Origin of the sequence: Streptomyces sp. NPDC006450 (genome assembly GCF_040612195.1) — a bacterium.
Lineage (GTDB): Bacteria > Actinomycetota > Actinomycetes > Streptomycetales > Streptomycetaceae > Streptomyces.
Map to the genome: position 1 here is coordinate 1 of NZ_JBEXPT010000145.1, position 15,521 is coordinate 15,521.

The 15,521-nt window shown below is 71.7% G+C and carries 14 protein-coding genes; 10 read left to right on the forward strand and 4 right to left on the reverse strand.

What is annotated here, in order from left to right; all coding sequences use genetic code 11:
- Nucleotides 1-172: 172 nt before the first annotated feature.
- Nucleotides 173-2,089 carry a hypothetical protein gene (locus ABZY57_RS28835; protein ID WP_356516830.1) on the reverse strand — a complete coding sequence of 639 codons (1,917 nt, stop codon included), beginning with the start codon at nucleotides 2,087-2,089 and terminating at the stop codon, nucleotides 173-175.
- A 155-nt stretch (nucleotides 2,090-2,244) separates the two neighbouring features.
- Between ABZY57_RS28835 and ABZY57_RS28840 the strand changes: the two genes are divergently transcribed.
- Nucleotides 2,245-2,418, forward strand: a complete 174-nt coding sequence (locus ABZY57_RS28840; RefSeq protein ID WP_356516832.1) for a hypothetical protein — start codon at nucleotides 2,245-2,247, stop codon at nucleotides 2,416-2,418.
- Between the two features lie 178 nt (nucleotides 2,419-2,596).
- On the opposite strand, the gene ABZY57_RS28845 is transcribed toward ABZY57_RS28840, so the two are convergent.
- Complete coding sequence (locus tag ABZY57_RS28845; RefSeq protein WP_356516834.1) at nucleotides 2,597-2,770, reverse strand: hypothetical protein; 174 nt, start codon at nucleotides 2,768-2,770, stop codon at nucleotides 2,597-2,599.
- Nucleotides 2,771-2,915: 145 nt separating this feature from the next.
- On the opposite strand from ABZY57_RS28845, the gene ABZY57_RS28850 reads away from it, so the two are divergent.
- Complete coding sequence (locus ABZY57_RS28850) at nucleotides 2,916-4,283, forward strand: helix-turn-helix domain-containing protein (RefSeq protein ID WP_356516836.1); 1,368 nt, start codon at nucleotides 2,916-2,918, stop codon at nucleotides 4,281-4,283.
- A gap of 323 nt (nucleotides 4,284-4,606) precedes the next feature.
- On the opposite strand, the gene ABZY57_RS28855 is transcribed toward ABZY57_RS28850, so the two are convergent.
- Nucleotides 4,607-7,276, reverse strand: a complete 2,670-nt coding sequence (locus tag ABZY57_RS28855; protein ID WP_356516838.1) for an FAD/NAD(P)-binding protein — start codon at nucleotides 7,274-7,276, stop codon at nucleotides 4,607-4,609.
- A gap of 512 nt (nucleotides 7,277-7,788) precedes the next feature.
- Nucleotides 7,789-9,858 (reverse strand): MMPL family transporter, encoded by a 2,070-nt coding sequence (locus ABZY57_RS28860; protein WP_356516840.1) that lies wholly within the window; start codon nucleotides 9,856-9,858, stop codon nucleotides 7,789-7,791.
- Nucleotides 9,859-10,485: 627 nt separating this feature from the next.
- Between ABZY57_RS28860 and ABZY57_RS28865 the strand changes: the two genes are divergently transcribed.
- The 8 genes from ABZY57_RS28865 to ABZY57_RS28900 all read left to right on the forward strand — a co-directional run.
- The gene (locus tag ABZY57_RS28865; RefSeq protein WP_356516842.1) at nucleotides 10,486-10,947 is read left to right on the forward strand and encodes a carboxymuconolactone decarboxylase family protein; all 462 of its coding nucleotides are present in this window, start codon (nucleotides 10,486-10,488) and stop codon (nucleotides 10,945-10,947) included.
- A 217-nt stretch (nucleotides 10,948-11,164) separates the two neighbouring features.
- Nucleotides 11,165-11,575 (forward strand): VOC family protein, encoded by a 411-nt coding sequence (locus ABZY57_RS28870; RefSeq protein ID WP_356516844.1) that lies wholly within the window; start codon nucleotides 11,165-11,167, stop codon nucleotides 11,573-11,575.
- Entirely contained in the window at nucleotides 11,575-12,084 is a 510-nt protein-coding gene (locus tag ABZY57_RS28875; protein ID WP_356516846.1) for a helix-turn-helix transcriptional regulator, read from the forward strand. Before ABZY57_RS28870 ends, ABZY57_RS28875 begins: the two co-directional genes overlap by 1 nt.
- 35 nt (nucleotides 12,085-12,119) lie before the next feature.
- Nucleotides 12,120-12,602 (forward strand): DUF1801 domain-containing protein, encoded by a 483-nt coding sequence (locus tag ABZY57_RS28880; RefSeq protein WP_356516848.1) that lies wholly within the window; start codon nucleotides 12,120-12,122, stop codon nucleotides 12,600-12,602.
- Between the two features lie 281 nt (nucleotides 12,603-12,883).
- A complete protein-coding gene (locus tag ABZY57_RS28885; protein ID WP_356516850.1) occupies nucleotides 12,884-13,660 on the forward strand; it encodes an alpha/beta fold hydrolase in 777 nt (258 codons plus the stop codon).
- Between the two features lie 118 nt (nucleotides 13,661-13,778).
- Nucleotides 13,779-14,360 (forward strand): adenylyl-sulfate kinase, encoded by a 582-nt coding sequence (gene cysC / locus ABZY57_RS28890; protein WP_356516856.1) that lies wholly within the window; start codon nucleotides 13,779-13,781, stop codon nucleotides 14,358-14,360.
- The gene (gene cysD, locus ABZY57_RS28895) at nucleotides 14,357-15,295 is read left to right on the forward strand and encodes a sulfate adenylyltransferase subunit CysD (protein ID WP_356516852.1); all 939 of its coding nucleotides are present in this window, start codon (nucleotides 14,357-14,359) and stop codon (nucleotides 15,293-15,295) included. The genes cysC and cysD overlap by 4 nt, the downstream gene beginning before the upstream one ends.
- Nucleotides 15,296-15,297: 2 nt before the next feature.
- Nucleotides 15,298-15,521: GTP-binding protein (locus ABZY57_RS28900; RefSeq protein ID WP_356516854.1), on the forward strand; the 224-nt coding region annotated here is incomplete at its 3' end.

A 15,521-nucleotide genomic window follows, 5' to 3' on the forward strand; every position in this document is an offset into this window, starting at 1 on the left:
TGGGCGTTGTTCCCGCAGGTGTGTTGGGGGGCGTGGCCGGGTCCCCCTCTTCACTGGGGCCGCGCGCCCCCCCCCCCCGGCCCCCTCCCGCCACGACCTCCCGCGCCAGGCGGCCGCGGTGGGGCAGGGTACGGCCAGCGCGGTTCTGGAGGCGGGACGTCGGCAGCGTGCCTCACATCAGCGCGATGAGGTCGGCGCCCCACTGGCCGGCCATACCGAGGCCTACGAAGGGAGCCACCGATCCCAGCCCGAAGGCGAGCGGAGGTCCGACGAACGCTGCGTTCTCGAGCCACTCCCGGCCATGTCCATCTTTCTGATCAATGGCAATGCCCAACGCGACAAGCACGACCAGAGCCGTTGCAAGGGCACCTGCCAGGCCGTACCACGTCATCCTCGAAAGGCTCGGGCCCGGGTCTGCATTCAAGGCGGCGAACCAACTGGTGGCGGCCAGCGCGGTGAAGACGATCGCGAAGGCCGGAACAGCTACGTCGCGCACGCGTAGCGGCGGTCGCAGCAGCAGCTGTGACGCCGCCCTCGTCCTCCTTCGGGCCGCTACCGCCTCCGGGGAGTGCCGGGGAGCCGGTGTCCGGAGCAGTGGTGGGTAGACGGACCTGATCTTCCTGTGCGCGGTGGCGAACGCGGAGATCTCCGGTGCTGTGGCGCCCAGGTTGGTCAGGAGGCGTTCCAGATGGTTCCAGTCTGCAGGAACTTCCACACCCGCGAACCATCGCTTCTGCGCCCTGTACGCCCACTCTGGGTCCTGTACGTCTTCGAAGAGGGCGGTAATGCGTGTCCTCGGCCACGTTGCAAGGCCACCGGCCCTCAGCCACACCTCCCGCAGGGCGACTCCCAGCTCTTCCGGAGTCGCGGCGGTTTCGATGAGCTGCGGCAACCGAACCAGCTTCCTGTCTCCCTCGTCGTCCGGAGGCGACAGGTCGAGGGGATGCTGCATCTGCGGAAGCTCGGATCCCTCGGGGACCGGGGACGGGGCGTCGGGCGAAGCGAGGACCGGCCGTTCGGTCATCAGGTACTTCGGGTTGTTCTGGGGTTGATCCGGGAGAACCCGAGAGCCCTGGGCCTGGGCTTCCTCCGATTGTTCCGGGACAACGGGCATGGGCTCCTTCCACCGGGTCTCGGGGTGGCCGGAGAACACCGAGCGTTGTTCTTCCGGAGCGGCGAGCGGCTCCGGATCCTTGTAGCCCTCGGCTTGTCCCGGAGCTGTCCGGACGGCGTCCTCTGGTGAGTGGTCGAGGCCGATCAGGTCCTCGAGGTCGTCGAGTTCGTCGTCCTGGACGTCCAGCTGTTCCTGGGCTGCCTGGAGGACGTCGCGGATCTGCTCCAGCGGCGGGAGTCCGAGGTCGTCCGGGCCCGCTGACGAGGGTTCCGGTGTGTCGTCCGTGGTCTGCTCGTCCATGCGGTTCACGGCCAGGCGCTCGCGGGCAACCTGCTGTTCGGCGGCCAGGCGGAGCTGGTAGGCCTTCTCCTCTGCCCGGCGGGCGTGCTCCAGTTTCTCGTCGGCCTGGCGCCGGTACTCCCGGGAGATCTGCAGTTCGCTCTCCAGCTCCGCGCGGACGTCCTCGCGGGCCCGGTCCCGCTCCACCTCCAGCACCGTGCAGCGTTCCTGGAGAACGGAGACCATGTTCTCCAGTTGCACGCGCCGTCGTTCGGAGGAGGCCAGTTTCTCCAGGGCCTCGATCTGCCGCATCCGTGCGTCGTCCAGGCGCAGCAGGGCTTTGGTGACCTCGTCGGTGCCCCGCACCACCGGAACCGGCAGTGGGGCCGGCGTAGGAGGCTCGGTGTCGCCCAGGGCCGCCTCGGCCTTCTTCGCGGCTGCCAGGAGGCGCAGCCCCTCCGCTTCCTGGCGGTCACGCATCTGCGGCTCCGCCACGTAGCGCTCGACCACGGCCTTGAGGAGGTCCTCCGACGGCAGGCGGCTGCCGCTGCGGAACTCGCTCCAGGAGGTCGTGCTGTAGGCGAAGTCCTGCTCAAGCGTCCGGATCGCCTTGCCGAGCGTCACTTTGCGCAGCCACACGGCCAGCTCGTTCGCCTGCTCGGTCCGGCCCCGTAACGCGCCCAGCGGCCGCCCCATGGCTCCCCCGCATCCTGTTGTCCCCGGGAACAACCCGGGGATTGTTCCCGATCTTCGGCCCCCACCTGCGAAGACGGTCATCCTTCGCAGCGGACAATCACACCATCGAAGACGGTGAGACCTCCACCCGATCAGACGATCACAGGAGGCCCGTCGTGACCACCCCCAACACCACCCAGCCCCCGCGCCGTTCCTGGCCCTACGTGGTGACCGCCATCACCGTCCTGGCCATCCAGCAGGGCTGGGACGCCCAGCAGGTCACCACCCTCGCCGTCAGCCTCCTGGTCCTCGTCGCCGTGATCACCTCCGCAGGACGCGGCAACGAGTAGGCCGGCCTTCCGGGGCCCCAGCGGCGGGTACTCGGCTCGGGCGGCGCCGCCAGCGCCCAGGCGGATCCGGCGCCGGACCGGCCGGCGCTCCGGCCGGCTGCGACGCGGGCTCGAACCGGGGTCACCCCGTCCCCGGTGGCAGAGGCAGGGACGCCGGCTCCCGGTCCCCCGCGCCCGGTCAGCGGGCGGCAATGGTGCACACGCAGGTGATGACCAGGGCGACGACCATGCCGGCTGCTGTCAGGGGGGCGGTCAGTGCGGGGTGGCGGTGGACGGCGTAGCCGATGGCGCTCGCCAGGAGCAGCGTCATCAGGACGAGGAGCAGGAGCAGGGTCAGGGCGATCGGGGACATGGGCTTCCCTTCGTCGGGGCGGGGAGATCGGCCGGTGTCGGCTCTGTGATCGACCTTCGCGCCTAGGCTCGGTGTCCCCTCCTGGGATCAGGTGGTTTCCCGGTGGGGAAGATGTGTTTCCGTGTGCCGGGGAGGAGGAGCAGCCATGTCCGAGAGCAGCGGCGGTGCCGGTGTGGAGGGGGCTGGGGAGCCGGGCTCCGCGGCGGCGGCGCGGGCGCTGGGGGTGCAGTTGCGGCTGCTGCGGGAGAACGCGGGGTTGTCCCAGCGGGCGATGGTCGCCCTGCACGGGGGGAGCATCACCTCGGTCTCGCGGTACGAGAACGGGGACCGGCTGCCGCGCAGTTCGTACGTGGAGGCGCTGCTGGAGGAGGCGGACCGGCGCGGGCGGACGCCGCTCACCACCGGTGTGCGCGAGTTGGTGACGGCCCTGTACGAGCGGGCGCTGGGCCCGGTGGGCGGGCGCAACAGCGAGCGGGCCGCGCTCTACGAACAGGAGCGGGCGCTGCGGGAGGTTCAGGACCGTGAGGCTGAGACCGCCCGGCTGCTGGCCGAGCTCGCGGACCAGGGGCAGGGTCTGCGGGCCGACGCGGAAGCGCGGGAGGCCTTGGAAGCGCGGGCGGCGCAGCTGGAGCGGCTCAGCGGGCACCTGGCCGTGCAGCGGCGGCAGATCGTGGGCCGGATCGACGGTCTCCTGGCCGGCCTCCCGGCCGAGCACACCGCTGAGCTCGTACCCCACACGGGGACATCGCCGCCCTCTGAGGGTGTTTCCGGCGCAGGCCGCGGTGGTGTTCCCCCCTGGGGACACCGCTCCCCGCCGGCGCATCTGGCGGGGCTGGCCGCCGTTCTGATCGCGGTGGCCGCGATCGTCTGGGGAGCGGTGCTGCTCCAGCGGGGTGATCCGGCCTCGACGCCGGGGCCGGTAGCCGGAGCCGGACCGCAGCCCGGGGCCGCGAGCTCGGACCCGTCCTCCACGCCGAGTCCGACGCCCACGCCCTCGTCGTCTCCTTCTCCTTCTCCTTCTCCCACGATCTCGGAGTCGTCCTCCGCAACTCCCTCGCCGAGTACCGCGTCCTCCCCGCCGAGCCCCATCCCGCCGCCGGAGACCAGGCCTCCCGCCCCGAAGGTGCCCGCGGCCGTACGCGTGCGATGGCGCGGGACGCTGACCCTGGACGACGGGAGCAAGAGCGGGAGCCCGACGACGGGCTGGTTCCTGGATCCCGTCCCGCCGCAGCGGGCACCGCTGGGGGACCTCGGACTGGCCTGCCAGCTCAGCTGCGATCCGGGACGCTACGTCGGCAACACGATCGTCGCGTTCGACGGCTCGGGGGCACCTGAACGCCAAGAGTGCGTCGACCTCCTGAACACCCAGCTCGGACAGCGCACCGCCGACGTGCCCGCGGGCCGCACCGCCTGCTTCGGAACCGAAGCCGGCCGAGTCGGGTACTTCACCCCCGGCACGGGGAACGGCGGCCGGGTCAGGCTCGACGTGACCGTGTGGGAGCTGCCCGCCTGACCGAAACTCACACGGGTGTGGTCGTGGTAGAGGCGCCGGTGCCACCATCCCGGGCCCGGACTGTGGATCGGGCAGCGTGCGGCGCAACAGTTCCCCGTCCAGAGGGCGCACGATCAGCTCCAGTTCCCGCCGGGGGCGGGGTGGCAGGAGACGGAGGCGCGATGTCCATGGGACGTTCTGCGGTATCTCTCCTGCGACGCAGCTCTCCGTCAGGATGATTCAATTTTGAGTGGAGCTAGACTCTGGAAAGATCATCTCGTGCCGACCACCGCCGAAGAGCTCCGCTGGACTTGAAACGGAGCGGCTTCGGGGTGGTCGTGGCCTCAGGCCGGTAGGTCCGCGCGCATGCGGCGGTCGCGGGGGGCCTGGGTGCGCTCCAGGCGGGCGTCCAGCAGGCGGGCCGCCGCTTCGCAGCGGCCGTCGGCCGTCAGCGCGTAGAGCAGGGTCTCCTCGACGACCTCGCGCTGTGCCGCGCTTCCGCCGACCCGGCGCAGGACGGGCAGGAGCGCGTCGAGGCCCCGGGCGGCGTCCCGGAAGCGTTCCTCGACGAGGGCGGCGAACGCGTCGCACAGGGGGGCGATGACCTCGCGCTGGACCTCGTCGGCGGCCGCCGCGTGGTCGCGCAGGCGGCGCAGGGCGGCCAGGTCGCCGACGGCAGTCAGGGTGACGGCGCAGTGCAGGGCGGTGAAGGCGGTCGCGGGGCGTTCCAGGATCTCCGCCTCCACCGCGTCCAGGACGTCCGCGACGGGCAGGTCGCCGCGCCAGCTGTCGCTGAGCCGGGCGCGCCACAGCAGCGACCCCGAGTCCACGAGGGCCCGTACGCCGGTCACGCGGCCCGGGGCGAGCTGGGAGAACCAGCGCTTGCGTACGGCGGCGGGGTCGTCGAGGGCCAGTTCGTGCAGGGCGATGTGCCAGGAGAAGTGGGCCCGGTGCACGGCGCCGCGGCCCCGCCCGGCGACCCACTGTTCCAGCCAGTCGCGGCCCGCGCCGTGCGCGCCGGTCTCGTAGTGGACGTGGGCGAGCGCGTGCACGGCGTGGCCGGAGGCGGGCTCGGCGGCCAGGGCGCGGTGGGCGAGTTCGCCGGCCTCGTGCAGGCGGCCCTGCTCCTGGCGCAGGAAGGCCATCAGGGAGGTGTGGAACCAGTGGCCGTCGTACGCGGCGGAGGTTCGCTCGACCAGGCGCAGCGCGTAGTCGTCGTCGAGGTCGTCGACGCCGGAGAAGGCGATGGTGGGTACGGCGACGGCGAGGGCGAGGGCGTCGGCCGGGTGGTCTTCCAGGTGCCGTACGAGGGCCGCGTCGCCGTCGTCTCCGTGGACGCGGCGGGTGACGACCTCCACGAAGGAGCGCTCGCGTTCGCACGCCCGCTCGCGGGCGCAGCGTTGCGCCTCCGCCAGGGCCCGGGGTACGTCGACGGCGGCTCCGCACTCGTGTCCCAGGAGGGCGAGGGCGGCGTGCCCGAGGGCGAAGCCGGGGTCGAGGGCTACCGCGCGGCTGAGGGAGTCGCCGGCGCCCGAGCGGACCTTGAGGATCCGGTCGAGTCCGGTGCGGTAGGCGGCGGCCGCCTCGGCGTGGGTGGACAGGGCGAGGCCGTGTCCGTCGAGGGGGCGGCGCGAGGTGCGGCGCCGGGGGGTGAGCGGTGCGAGCAGTTCCTGGGCGAGGGCCGCCGCCTGGACGCGGATCTCGGGGATGGCGGTGGTCTCCCACAGCTCGCCGCGGCGGGGTGCGCCGAGGGTGTACAGGGGCAGGACGGTGGCTCCTTGCCCGTCGAGGAGGCGCCCGTCGAGGGTGGCGACGCCCATGCCGAGCGGGCCGGGCACCGCGGTGCCGGCTTCGGACAGGGAGCGCCACAGGGGGTCCTCCAGGGCCGGGCCCGGACCCGTGCAGTCGATGACCCAGCCCACGTGCAGGTCGCGCCCGCCGGAGAGCCCGATGTCCAGCGATCCGTCGGCGCGGACTCCGGCGCGGGTGACGGTCCCGGCATGGACGGCCAGGCGGCGTGCGGTGCGGGCGCGCAGGACGGACTCGCCGGTGGCGGGGGCCATGCGGTGGCGGTGGGTGTTCCACAACGCGCCGTCGCGCTTGAGGAATTCGGCGCGCTCCTCGGGGGTGAGGCGGCGCCACAGGTGTGCGGTGTGCGGGCGCAGGCTGTCGAGCGCGGGGCGCCAGTCGCCGTGCAGGCGCACGGCGCGGGCGACGTGGCGGTAGACGGTGCGGCGCAGCTGCTCGAAGGAGCTGTCGTAGAGGCCTTCGGGGGCGGGCATGGGGCCGGCCGGGGTCAGGGCGTGCGGCTGGGGCATCAGGCCGTTGCGGGAGACGGTGTGCACCGTGCGGCCGGGGCGTTCGAGGGTGAGGGCGAGGTCGACGGAGGTCAGGCCGGTGCCGACGAGGAGGACGTCGCTGTCGTCGCCGCAGGGTCCGTCCAGCGCGCCGCTGGTCCAGGGCTCCGCGATGAAGCGGGCGGCGGCGCGCAGCTCCGCAGGGGCCCAGGCCGCGGTCTGCGCGGCGGGGCCGGTGGCCAGGACCGCGCTGTCGGCGGTGAGCCGCGTGCCGTCGGCGAGCCGGAGGGTTACCCCGCCGTCCGGGGCGCCGGCGACGTGCTCGGCGCGGGTGGTCAGGCGGCGTACGGAGACGGTGCCGTGGGCGCGGACGATGGCCTGGGCGAGCGTGTCGGCGAGGTAGGCGCCGAAGCGGTAGCGGGTCGCGAAGTCGGCGGCGGTGACGGTGGGTTCGCCGTGGCGGCAGAGCCAGCGGGTGAAGTGGCCGGGATCGTCGGGGTAACAGCTCATGCCGCCCGCGGGCACGTTGAGGCGGTGTGCGGGGTCCCGGGTGGCGTAGGGGGTGCCGCGGCCCGCTTCGGGGGCCGGGTCGATCAGGATCAGGTCGAGGGGGGTTCGGCGGCGCGTGGCCATCTCACAGAGGTGGACGGCGGTCAGTGTGCCGGCCGCACCCGCACCGACGATGGCCACCGTGTACCGCTCACGGACTGGACTCACGTAATCCTCCGGCAGTGATCGGCGGCGGGGCCGCTGGAACGGAGCTCCGCCTTCGGGTCGTGCGCGCTTTTCCGACCGAGTGAGTAGGAAAAGGTATCTCTAGAGGAATCCCACCTGATGCTCGAGGACCGCTCAAACTCCGCTCGTCACCTGCCGTACGGGGGACCGGGGCAGCGCAGACCGGTGGGGGCGGGGGCGCGGCGCGGTGGCCGGAACGCACCGGGTTGTCGCGCGGGGCGGGGGTGGCCTTCCGGTGACACGGCCCGCAGGGCGTCGAGGACGGGCTCGGGCGGGTGAGGAGCCGTCGTTCCGGCGGAGGGCGGAGCCGGTGTCGACGCCCGCCTCCGTGCGGACGAGCAGGGCGGCCTGGGAAGGGACGCAAAAAAGACGCAGCGGCCGTTCCTCACGCTTCGTTGTGTGACACATCGAAGCGTGAGGAACGGCCGGCTGCGTCGTTCCGGAGAGAGCCGCGGGTCAGTTCGTCGGGTGGCCCGCGGCGTTACATCACCGGCTCAGACGGTGGACGGTTCTTCGGACCGGGTCTTGCCAGGCTCGTGCGGCGCCGTCTCCTCGGGTGTCAGGCCCGGTCGCCAGATGCGCGGCCCCAGGTCCAGGGCCAGCGCCGGGACCAGCAGACTGCGTACCAGGAACGTGTCGAGGAGGATTCCGACCGCTACCAGCAGGCCCTGCTGCAGTGCGCTCACCGTGGGGATGGCCGCGAGGACGAGGAACGTGGCAGCCAGCACCACGCCCGCCGACGTGATGACACCGCCGGTCACCGTCACCGCGGTCAGGATTCCCTCGCGGTGCCCGCGCAGCCGTACCTCTTCCTTGGCGCGTGTCATCAGGAAGATGGTGTAGTCGATGCCCAGCGCGACGAGGAAGATGAAGCCGAACAGCACCAGCCCGCGGTCGATCTTCGGGTAGTCCAGTGCGTGGAACAGGAGCGACGCCGCACCGACGGCCGCACCGAACGACAGCACCACGGACACGAGCAGCAGCGCCGATGCGATGGTCGCCCGCAGCAGGATGAGGAGCATCACCAGGACCACGGCGAGGATCAGCGGGATGAGCAGCTTCTCCTCGGAGGCCTGCGCCTCGGAGACGTCGAGCGCCACCGCGCTCTGGCCTCCGACGACCGCGTCGGCTGCCGGGCCGGACGAGCCGTCCAGCGCCTTCCTGATGTCCCGGATGGTGTCCTTGGCCGCCGCGGAGTCCGGGGAGTCGCGGAGCACCGCGGCCAGGTGCGTCCAGCCGCCCTTGGCCACCTGGGTGCTGACGGAGGACACACCGGGCACCTTGGCCACGGCGGCCGCAGCGGATTCGGCCCCGGCGTCGCGGACGTACACGTCCGCAGGAGCGGACGAGCCTGCGGGGAAGTGCTTGGCCAGGACCTGCTGGCCGGTGACCGAGTCGACCTTGCCGGTGAACTGCTCCGCCTGCGTCTGGCCGGTCTGCACGCCGGCGATGCCGAGCGCCATGACGCCCAGTACCAGCGCCGTGCCGACCCACACCGCGCGCGGGCGCCGTCCGACGGCCCCGGCGATCTTCGCCCACGTGCTGTGGCCCTGCGCCGAGCTCGGGTCGTAGCCCGCGGTGACGCGCGGCTTCACGGGCCAGAACACCCAGCGGCCCAGGATGACCAGAAGCGCCGGCAGCAGCGAGGTCATGGCGAAGAACACCAGGACCACACCGATGGCGACGACCGGTCCCAGACCCTTGGTGCTGTTCATGCTGCCGAACACCAGGCACAGCGTGGCGATCGCCACGGTCGCGGCGGAGGCGGCCAGAGCCGGCAGCGAGCCGTGCACGGCCAGGGACATCGCCGTGTGGCGGTCTTCGTGCCGGTGCAGCTCTTCCCGGTAGCGGGCGATGAGCAGCAGGGCGTAGTCGGTGCCGACGCCCACGGACAGCACCATCAGTACGTAGGCGCTCTGACCGTTGACGACCAGCCCCGCGTGCTTGGCGAGGAGGTAGACCACACCGCTCGCCACCTGGCTGGCCAGCCCGACGGCGATCAGCGGGATCAGCCACAGCACCGGGCTGCGGTAGGTGATGAGCAGCAGCAGCGCCACCACGCCGAGCGCGGCACCCAGCAGCGCGCCGTCCATGCCGGAGTAGACCTCGGCGAAGTCGGCGACGCTACCGGCCTCGCCGGTGATCTTGACGTCGAGACCGGCGGGGGCGCCGTCGGAGGTGAGCTTGCCGGCCTCCTCCACCTTGTCGGTGAGCACCTTGTTGTCGCTGGGCGAGGTGCGCAGCGGGACGCTCACGAAGGCCGCGATCTTGTCCTCGGAGACCATGGCGGGGGAGACCTCGCCGACGGCCACCTTGTCGGCGAGCGCCGCCCGGTCAATGTCGATCTTGGTCAGGTCGGCCTGGGTGAGGCCGCCCTCGCGGGCGTAGACGATGACTGCGGTGCTGGAGTCCTTGTCGGCGAAGTGCTGCTCGGCGAGCTGCACCGCCTTGGTCGACTGCGCGCTCGACGGCAGCCAGGTCTCCGGGTCGTTGTCCTGTACGTCTGCCAGGCCGGCGGCCAGCGAGCCACCGATACCCATGAGCAGGAGCCACAGCACAAGCACGACCCACTTGGAGCGCCGGCCGGCGACGAAGGCGGCGTAGCGGCTCGCAACGGTGGGGGAAGGAACGGGCGGTGGGTCCGTTTCTGTGGGGGATGGTGCCGGGGTCTGGGTCGTCATGTGACTCTCACTGAGGGTCAGGAGCCGTGGAGCGGGGGCTCGTACGGGACGGAACTGGTTATACAAAGGTTCTTCACCAGAGGGGTGGAGCCCCGGTGGAGCCTCCCTCGAGTTGGCTTGAACCGGGATTCCCACGCCCTATGGCGCTCCGGTTCTGGCTGATTCCCTATGCGAGTCCCGCGAGGCCGGGCGGGAGGGGTGCGATGCGCGGACCTCGTCGTTGCCGCCGATCCCGTCGATCCGAACGTACGACCGGGTGCGGCGAGGGGTGAACGGCGCGGTGGAATCGCGCTGGTGGACCGGTCACCGGTCGGTCGAGCGGTGGCACAGATGCGCTCGAGACTGCCTTGAGCGGTGGCACAGGAATGCCTGAGGCTCCCCCATCGCCGCTGGTCAGGGGAGTGGTGCGTGCTGTCGCTCGAAAGGTTTCTTCCGTTCGCCGGTCACATCCCTGGGGCGGGATCCGTCAGTGTGGTGAGGGACGGAAGAACACCTCTGAGGGAGCATCCGATGAAGGCTCGTATGAAGAACCCCGCCATGGTTCTGCCGGACGCCATGAGTGGCATTCAGAACATCTACAAGGCCATGCACACGGGCGGGGTGGACCCGCACACGCTGGAGCTGGTGCACCTTCGCGCCAGCCAGATCAACGGCTGCAGCGCCTGTGTCTACGGCGGCGTCACGGGTGCCAAGAAGGCCGGGGAGACCGACGAGCGCCTGCACGCCGTCGCCGCCTGGCGCGAGGCGCCGTTCTTCTCGGACTCCGAGCGCGCCGCGCTGGCACTGACCGAGGCCGCCACCCGGCTGGCCGACCGCAGCGGCCAGGCCGTGTCGGACGACATCTGGGACGAGGCCACGGACCACTTCACGGAGGAGCAGCTCGCCGCGATCATCCTCATGGTCGCGACGACGAACTTCTTCAACCGGCTGAACGCCACCATCCAGGAGCCCGCGGGCAACAACTGGGGCTGACCCGGAGGCCGGCAGGACGGCCGCAAGGCCGTCCCCGGCCGCGCGAGGCCGCCGGTCCGGCCCCGGAGTTGCCCCTGGAGGGCGGCTGACGGGGCGCCGGGGGCTCTGTCGCGGGAGCGCTGACGCTCCGCGCGGCTGCCACGTGAACGTCACCGCGCGTCCGGGTCGGTCAGGAATCGAGAAGTGCGGTGCGCACGGCCGCCTTAGCCTGCTTTCCATGGACATCGCCATTCACACGGTTTCCCTGCCGCATGACGACCCGGACGCTTCGCTCGCCTTCTACCGCGACCTCCTCGGCTTCGAGGTCCGCAGCGATACCGGCCAGGGCAAGATGCGCTGGATCGCGGTCGGGCCGCCCGGTCAGCCGGGCACCTCGATCCTTCTGACACCGCCTGCCGCCGATCCCGGCATCACCGAGGACGAGCGCCGCACGATCACGGAGATGATGGCCAAGGGCACCTACGGCTGGATCCTGCTGGCCACCCCGGACGTCGACGCCACCTTCGAGAAGGTGCAGGCCGGTGACACCGAGGTCGTCCAGGAGCCGACCGAGCAGCCGTACGGCGTCCGCGACTGCGCCTTCCGCGATCCGGCGGGCAACCTGGTCCGCATCCAGGAACTGCGCTGATGTGCAAGCCCGAATGGCGGCGTGCACGCATCCAGGCGCAGCGCCTGGCCGATCTCGCGCGGCTGCGCCGCGTCCGCGACCGGATCGACCGGGAGTACGCGCAGCCCCTGGACGTGGAAGCCCTCGCCCGTGATGTGGACATCTCCGCCGGGCACCTGAGCCGGCAGTTCCGGGCCGCCTACGGCGAGTCGCCGTACGCCTACCTGATGACGCGTCGCATCGAGCGGGCGGCGGCGCTGCTGCGGCGGGGTGACCTCAGCGTCACCGAGGTCTGCTTCGCGGTCGGCTGCGCGTCGCTGGGCACCTTCACCACGCGCTTCACCGAGCTGGTCGGCATGCCGCCCGGGGCCTTCCGGCGCCAGGCGGCGGCTGCGGATGGGGATGCGGATGCGGCCCACGAGGCCGGTCCGGCGATCAAGGTGGAGGGGATGCCGGCGTGCGTGGCGAAGCAGGTCTCGCGACCGGTCAGGAATCGAGAAGCCGCGGCCGCCGCACAGTCCCTAGGCTGATGGTCAGAGCCTGACCCCGCACGAGAGGAACCGCCATGTCGCCCGCGAAGTCGCCCGCCGACAACTCCGCCACCGCCGAGAAGTACGACGGATTCACCGCCGAAGAGCGGGCCGCGATGAAGGACCACGCACGCGACCAGAAGAAGGCGGCAGCCCGGCGCGGTACCTCCAAGGCGGAGAAGGCGGCGGAGGAGGCGCGGGACGTGCTCGCGAAGATCGCCGAGATGCAGGAGGCGGACCGCGTCCTCGCCGAGCGGATCCACGAGATCATCACGACCGCCGCTCCGGACCTCGCTCCCAAGCTCTGGTACGGGATGCCCGCGTATGCCCGGGACGGCAAGGTCGTCTGCCACTTCCAGAGCGCGGAGAAGTTCAAGTCGAGGTACGCCACGCTCGGCTTCAGCGACCAGGCGGCCCTCGACGACGGCGCCCTGTGGGCGACCACCTTCGCCGTGCGGGAGCTGACCGCGGCCGCCGAAGAGCGCATCAGCGCGCTGGTCACGCAGGCGGTGAGCTGAACAGACGTTCCAGGACGCTCATGCACCGCGGCCGTTCTTCAGTGCTTCGTCGCCCGACGCCTCGAAGCCCGTGGAACGGCCGTCCGCGTTCTCCGGGGAAGAACCCCGGACCTGCGGCAACGACCGCCACCGCAGCCTCACGGCCCTCTTGGGCACCGCCGGGAACGGCCGGCGGTGCAAGCGTGCCGCTATCGGTTCTCGACCGGTGATGCACCGACGCACTCGAAGCTGCAGACACAGGGCGAGGTGGGATCACCTCCGGTCGGCATGAGGAGTGCGTGATGCTCAAGGTCGTTTCGCGTGACGGCACGACGATCGCTTACGAGAAGTCGGGCGAGGGCCCCCCACTCGTGCTGCTCAACGGTGCCTTCCGCGACCACACGATCTTCTCCGAGCTCGTTCCCGAGCTGGCGCGCCACTGCACCGTGTACGCCTACGACCGCCGCGGGCGCGGCCAGAGCGGTGACGCTCCCGAGTACGCCGTCGAGCGGGAGATCGAGGATCTCCAGGCGGTGATCGAGGAGGCGGGCGGCTCAGCGGCCGTGTTCGCCGGCTCCACGGGCGCCAACCTGGCGCTCCATGCGGCGCTCGCGGGAACGCCGATCACCAAGCTGGCGCTCCACGAGCCGTTCTTCCGGGTCGACGGGTTCCCGAAGACCCCGTTCAACGCCGCGCGGACGCTCCAGGTCCTCCTGGAGGGCGACCGGCGCGACGAGGCGGCCGAGTTCTTCCTCGGCCCCGTCCTGGGCCTCACCCCCGACACCGTCGCGGAGTGGCGCAGGAGCCCGATCTGGGCCATCAACGAGGCGAACGCGCACACGCTCGTGTACGACGTCACGATCTGCGGCGACTTCACCGTCCCGGCCGGCCCGCTGGCCGGATTCGGGACGCAGACCCTGGTCCTCAACAGCGACAGCACCAGCGCCTGGCTGCGTGCGGCGGCGCAGGCGACCGCGGCGGCCCTGCCCAACGGCCGGGCCCTCGAACTGCCCGGGTCCTGGCACCGGATCGACATGGACGTACTCGGCCGGACGCTCGCCGAGTTCGCCACCGCCTGAAAGGTCCTGCCACCCCTGCCCGCGCCGCCGCCCTGCGGCGCGGGAGGCGTGCTCGACCCATCCCTGCAAGTCCGCATCTACCTCCCGGGAGAACACCACCGTGACCACGGCTCACACCCTGGCCGCCCGGTACACCGCGGAGGCGGCCCCGGCCGCCGCCCCCAGCGAGCGCGGCGCCACCGTGTGGCTGACCGGGCTGCCCAGCGCGGGCAAGACCACCCTCGCCTTCACCCTCGCCGAGCGCCTGCGCGCCGAGGGGCACGAGGTCGAGGTGCTCGACGGCGACGAGATACGCGAGTTCCTCTCGGCCGGCCTGCGCTTCACCCGCGAGGACCGGCACACCAACGTGCAGCGGATCGGCTTCGTGGCCGGGCTGCTGGCCTCCCACGGCGTCAAGACGCTGGTTCCGGTCATCGCCCCGTACGCCGAGTCCCGCGCCGCCGTTCGTGCCCGGCACTCCGCCAGTGGCACGCCGTTCCTGGAGATCCACGTGGCCACCCCGGTCACCCTCTGTTCCCAGCGCGACGTGAAAGGCCTGTACGCCAAGCAGGCGGCCGGTGAGATCTCCGGTCTCACGGGCGTCGACGACCCGTACGAGGCACCTGAGAGCCCGGAGCTGCGCATCCAGACGCAGGGCCGCTCGGTGGCCGATTCCGCAGCCGAGCTGCACACCTTCCTGACCGAGAGGGGCCTGGCATGACGACCGCGACCCATCGCCTGATCGAGGCGTCGGGGAACCCCTTCGCGCTGACGCACCTGGACTCGCTGGAATCCGAGGCGGTCCACATCTTCCGCGAGGTGGCGGGCGAGTTCGAGAAGCCGGTGGTGCTCTTCTCCGGCGGCAAGGACTCGATCGTCATGCTGCACCTGGCGCTGAAGGCGTTCGCACCCGCGCCGGTGCCGTTCGTGCTGCTGCACGTGGACACCGGGCACAACTTCCCCGAAGTCATCGAGTACCGGGACCGCACGGTCGCCCAGCACGGCCTGCGCCTGCACGTGGCCTCGGTCCAGGACTACATCGACGCCGGCAAGCTCACGGAGCGCCCCGACGGCACCCGCAACCCGCTGCAGACCGTCCCGCTGACCGAGGCGATCCAGCAGCACAGGTTCGACGCCGTCTTCGGCGGCGGCCGCCGCGACGAGGAGAAGGCCCGCGCCAAGGAGCGCGTCTTCTCCCTGCGCAACGAGTTCTCCCAGTGGGACCCGCGCCGCCAGCGCCCCGAGCTGTGGCAGCTCTACAACGGCCGCCACGCGCCGGGCGAGCACGTGCGCGTCTTCCCGCTGTCCAACTGGACCGAGCTGGACGTGTGGCAGTACATCGCCCGCGAGAAGATCGAACTGCCGGACATCTACTTCGCCCACGAACGGGACGTCTTCCTGCGGGGCGGCATGTGGCTGACCGCCGGTGAGTGGGGCGGCCCGAAGGACGGGGAGACGGTCGAGAAGCGGCTCGTCCGCTACCGCACCGTCGGAGACATGTCCTGCACGGGCGCCGTCGACTCCGGCGCCGCCACGCTCGACGCGGTGATCGCCGAGATCGCCGTCTCCCGGCTCACCGAGCGGGGCGCGACCCGAGCCGACGACAAGATGTCCGAGGCCGCGATGGAAGACCGCAAGCGCGAAGGGTACTTCTAGCGATGACGACCACCACGACCGAGCAGCTCAGCGCCACGACGCTGCTGCGCTTCGCCACCGCGGGTTCCGTCGACGACGGGAAGTCCACCCTGGTGGGCCGCCTGCTGCACGACTCCAAGTCGGTCCTGGAGGACCAGCTGGAGGCCGTGGAGCGGGTTTCCGCCGACCGTGGGCAGGACGCCCCGGACCTCGCGCTGCTGACCGACGGCCTGCGGGCCGAGCGGGA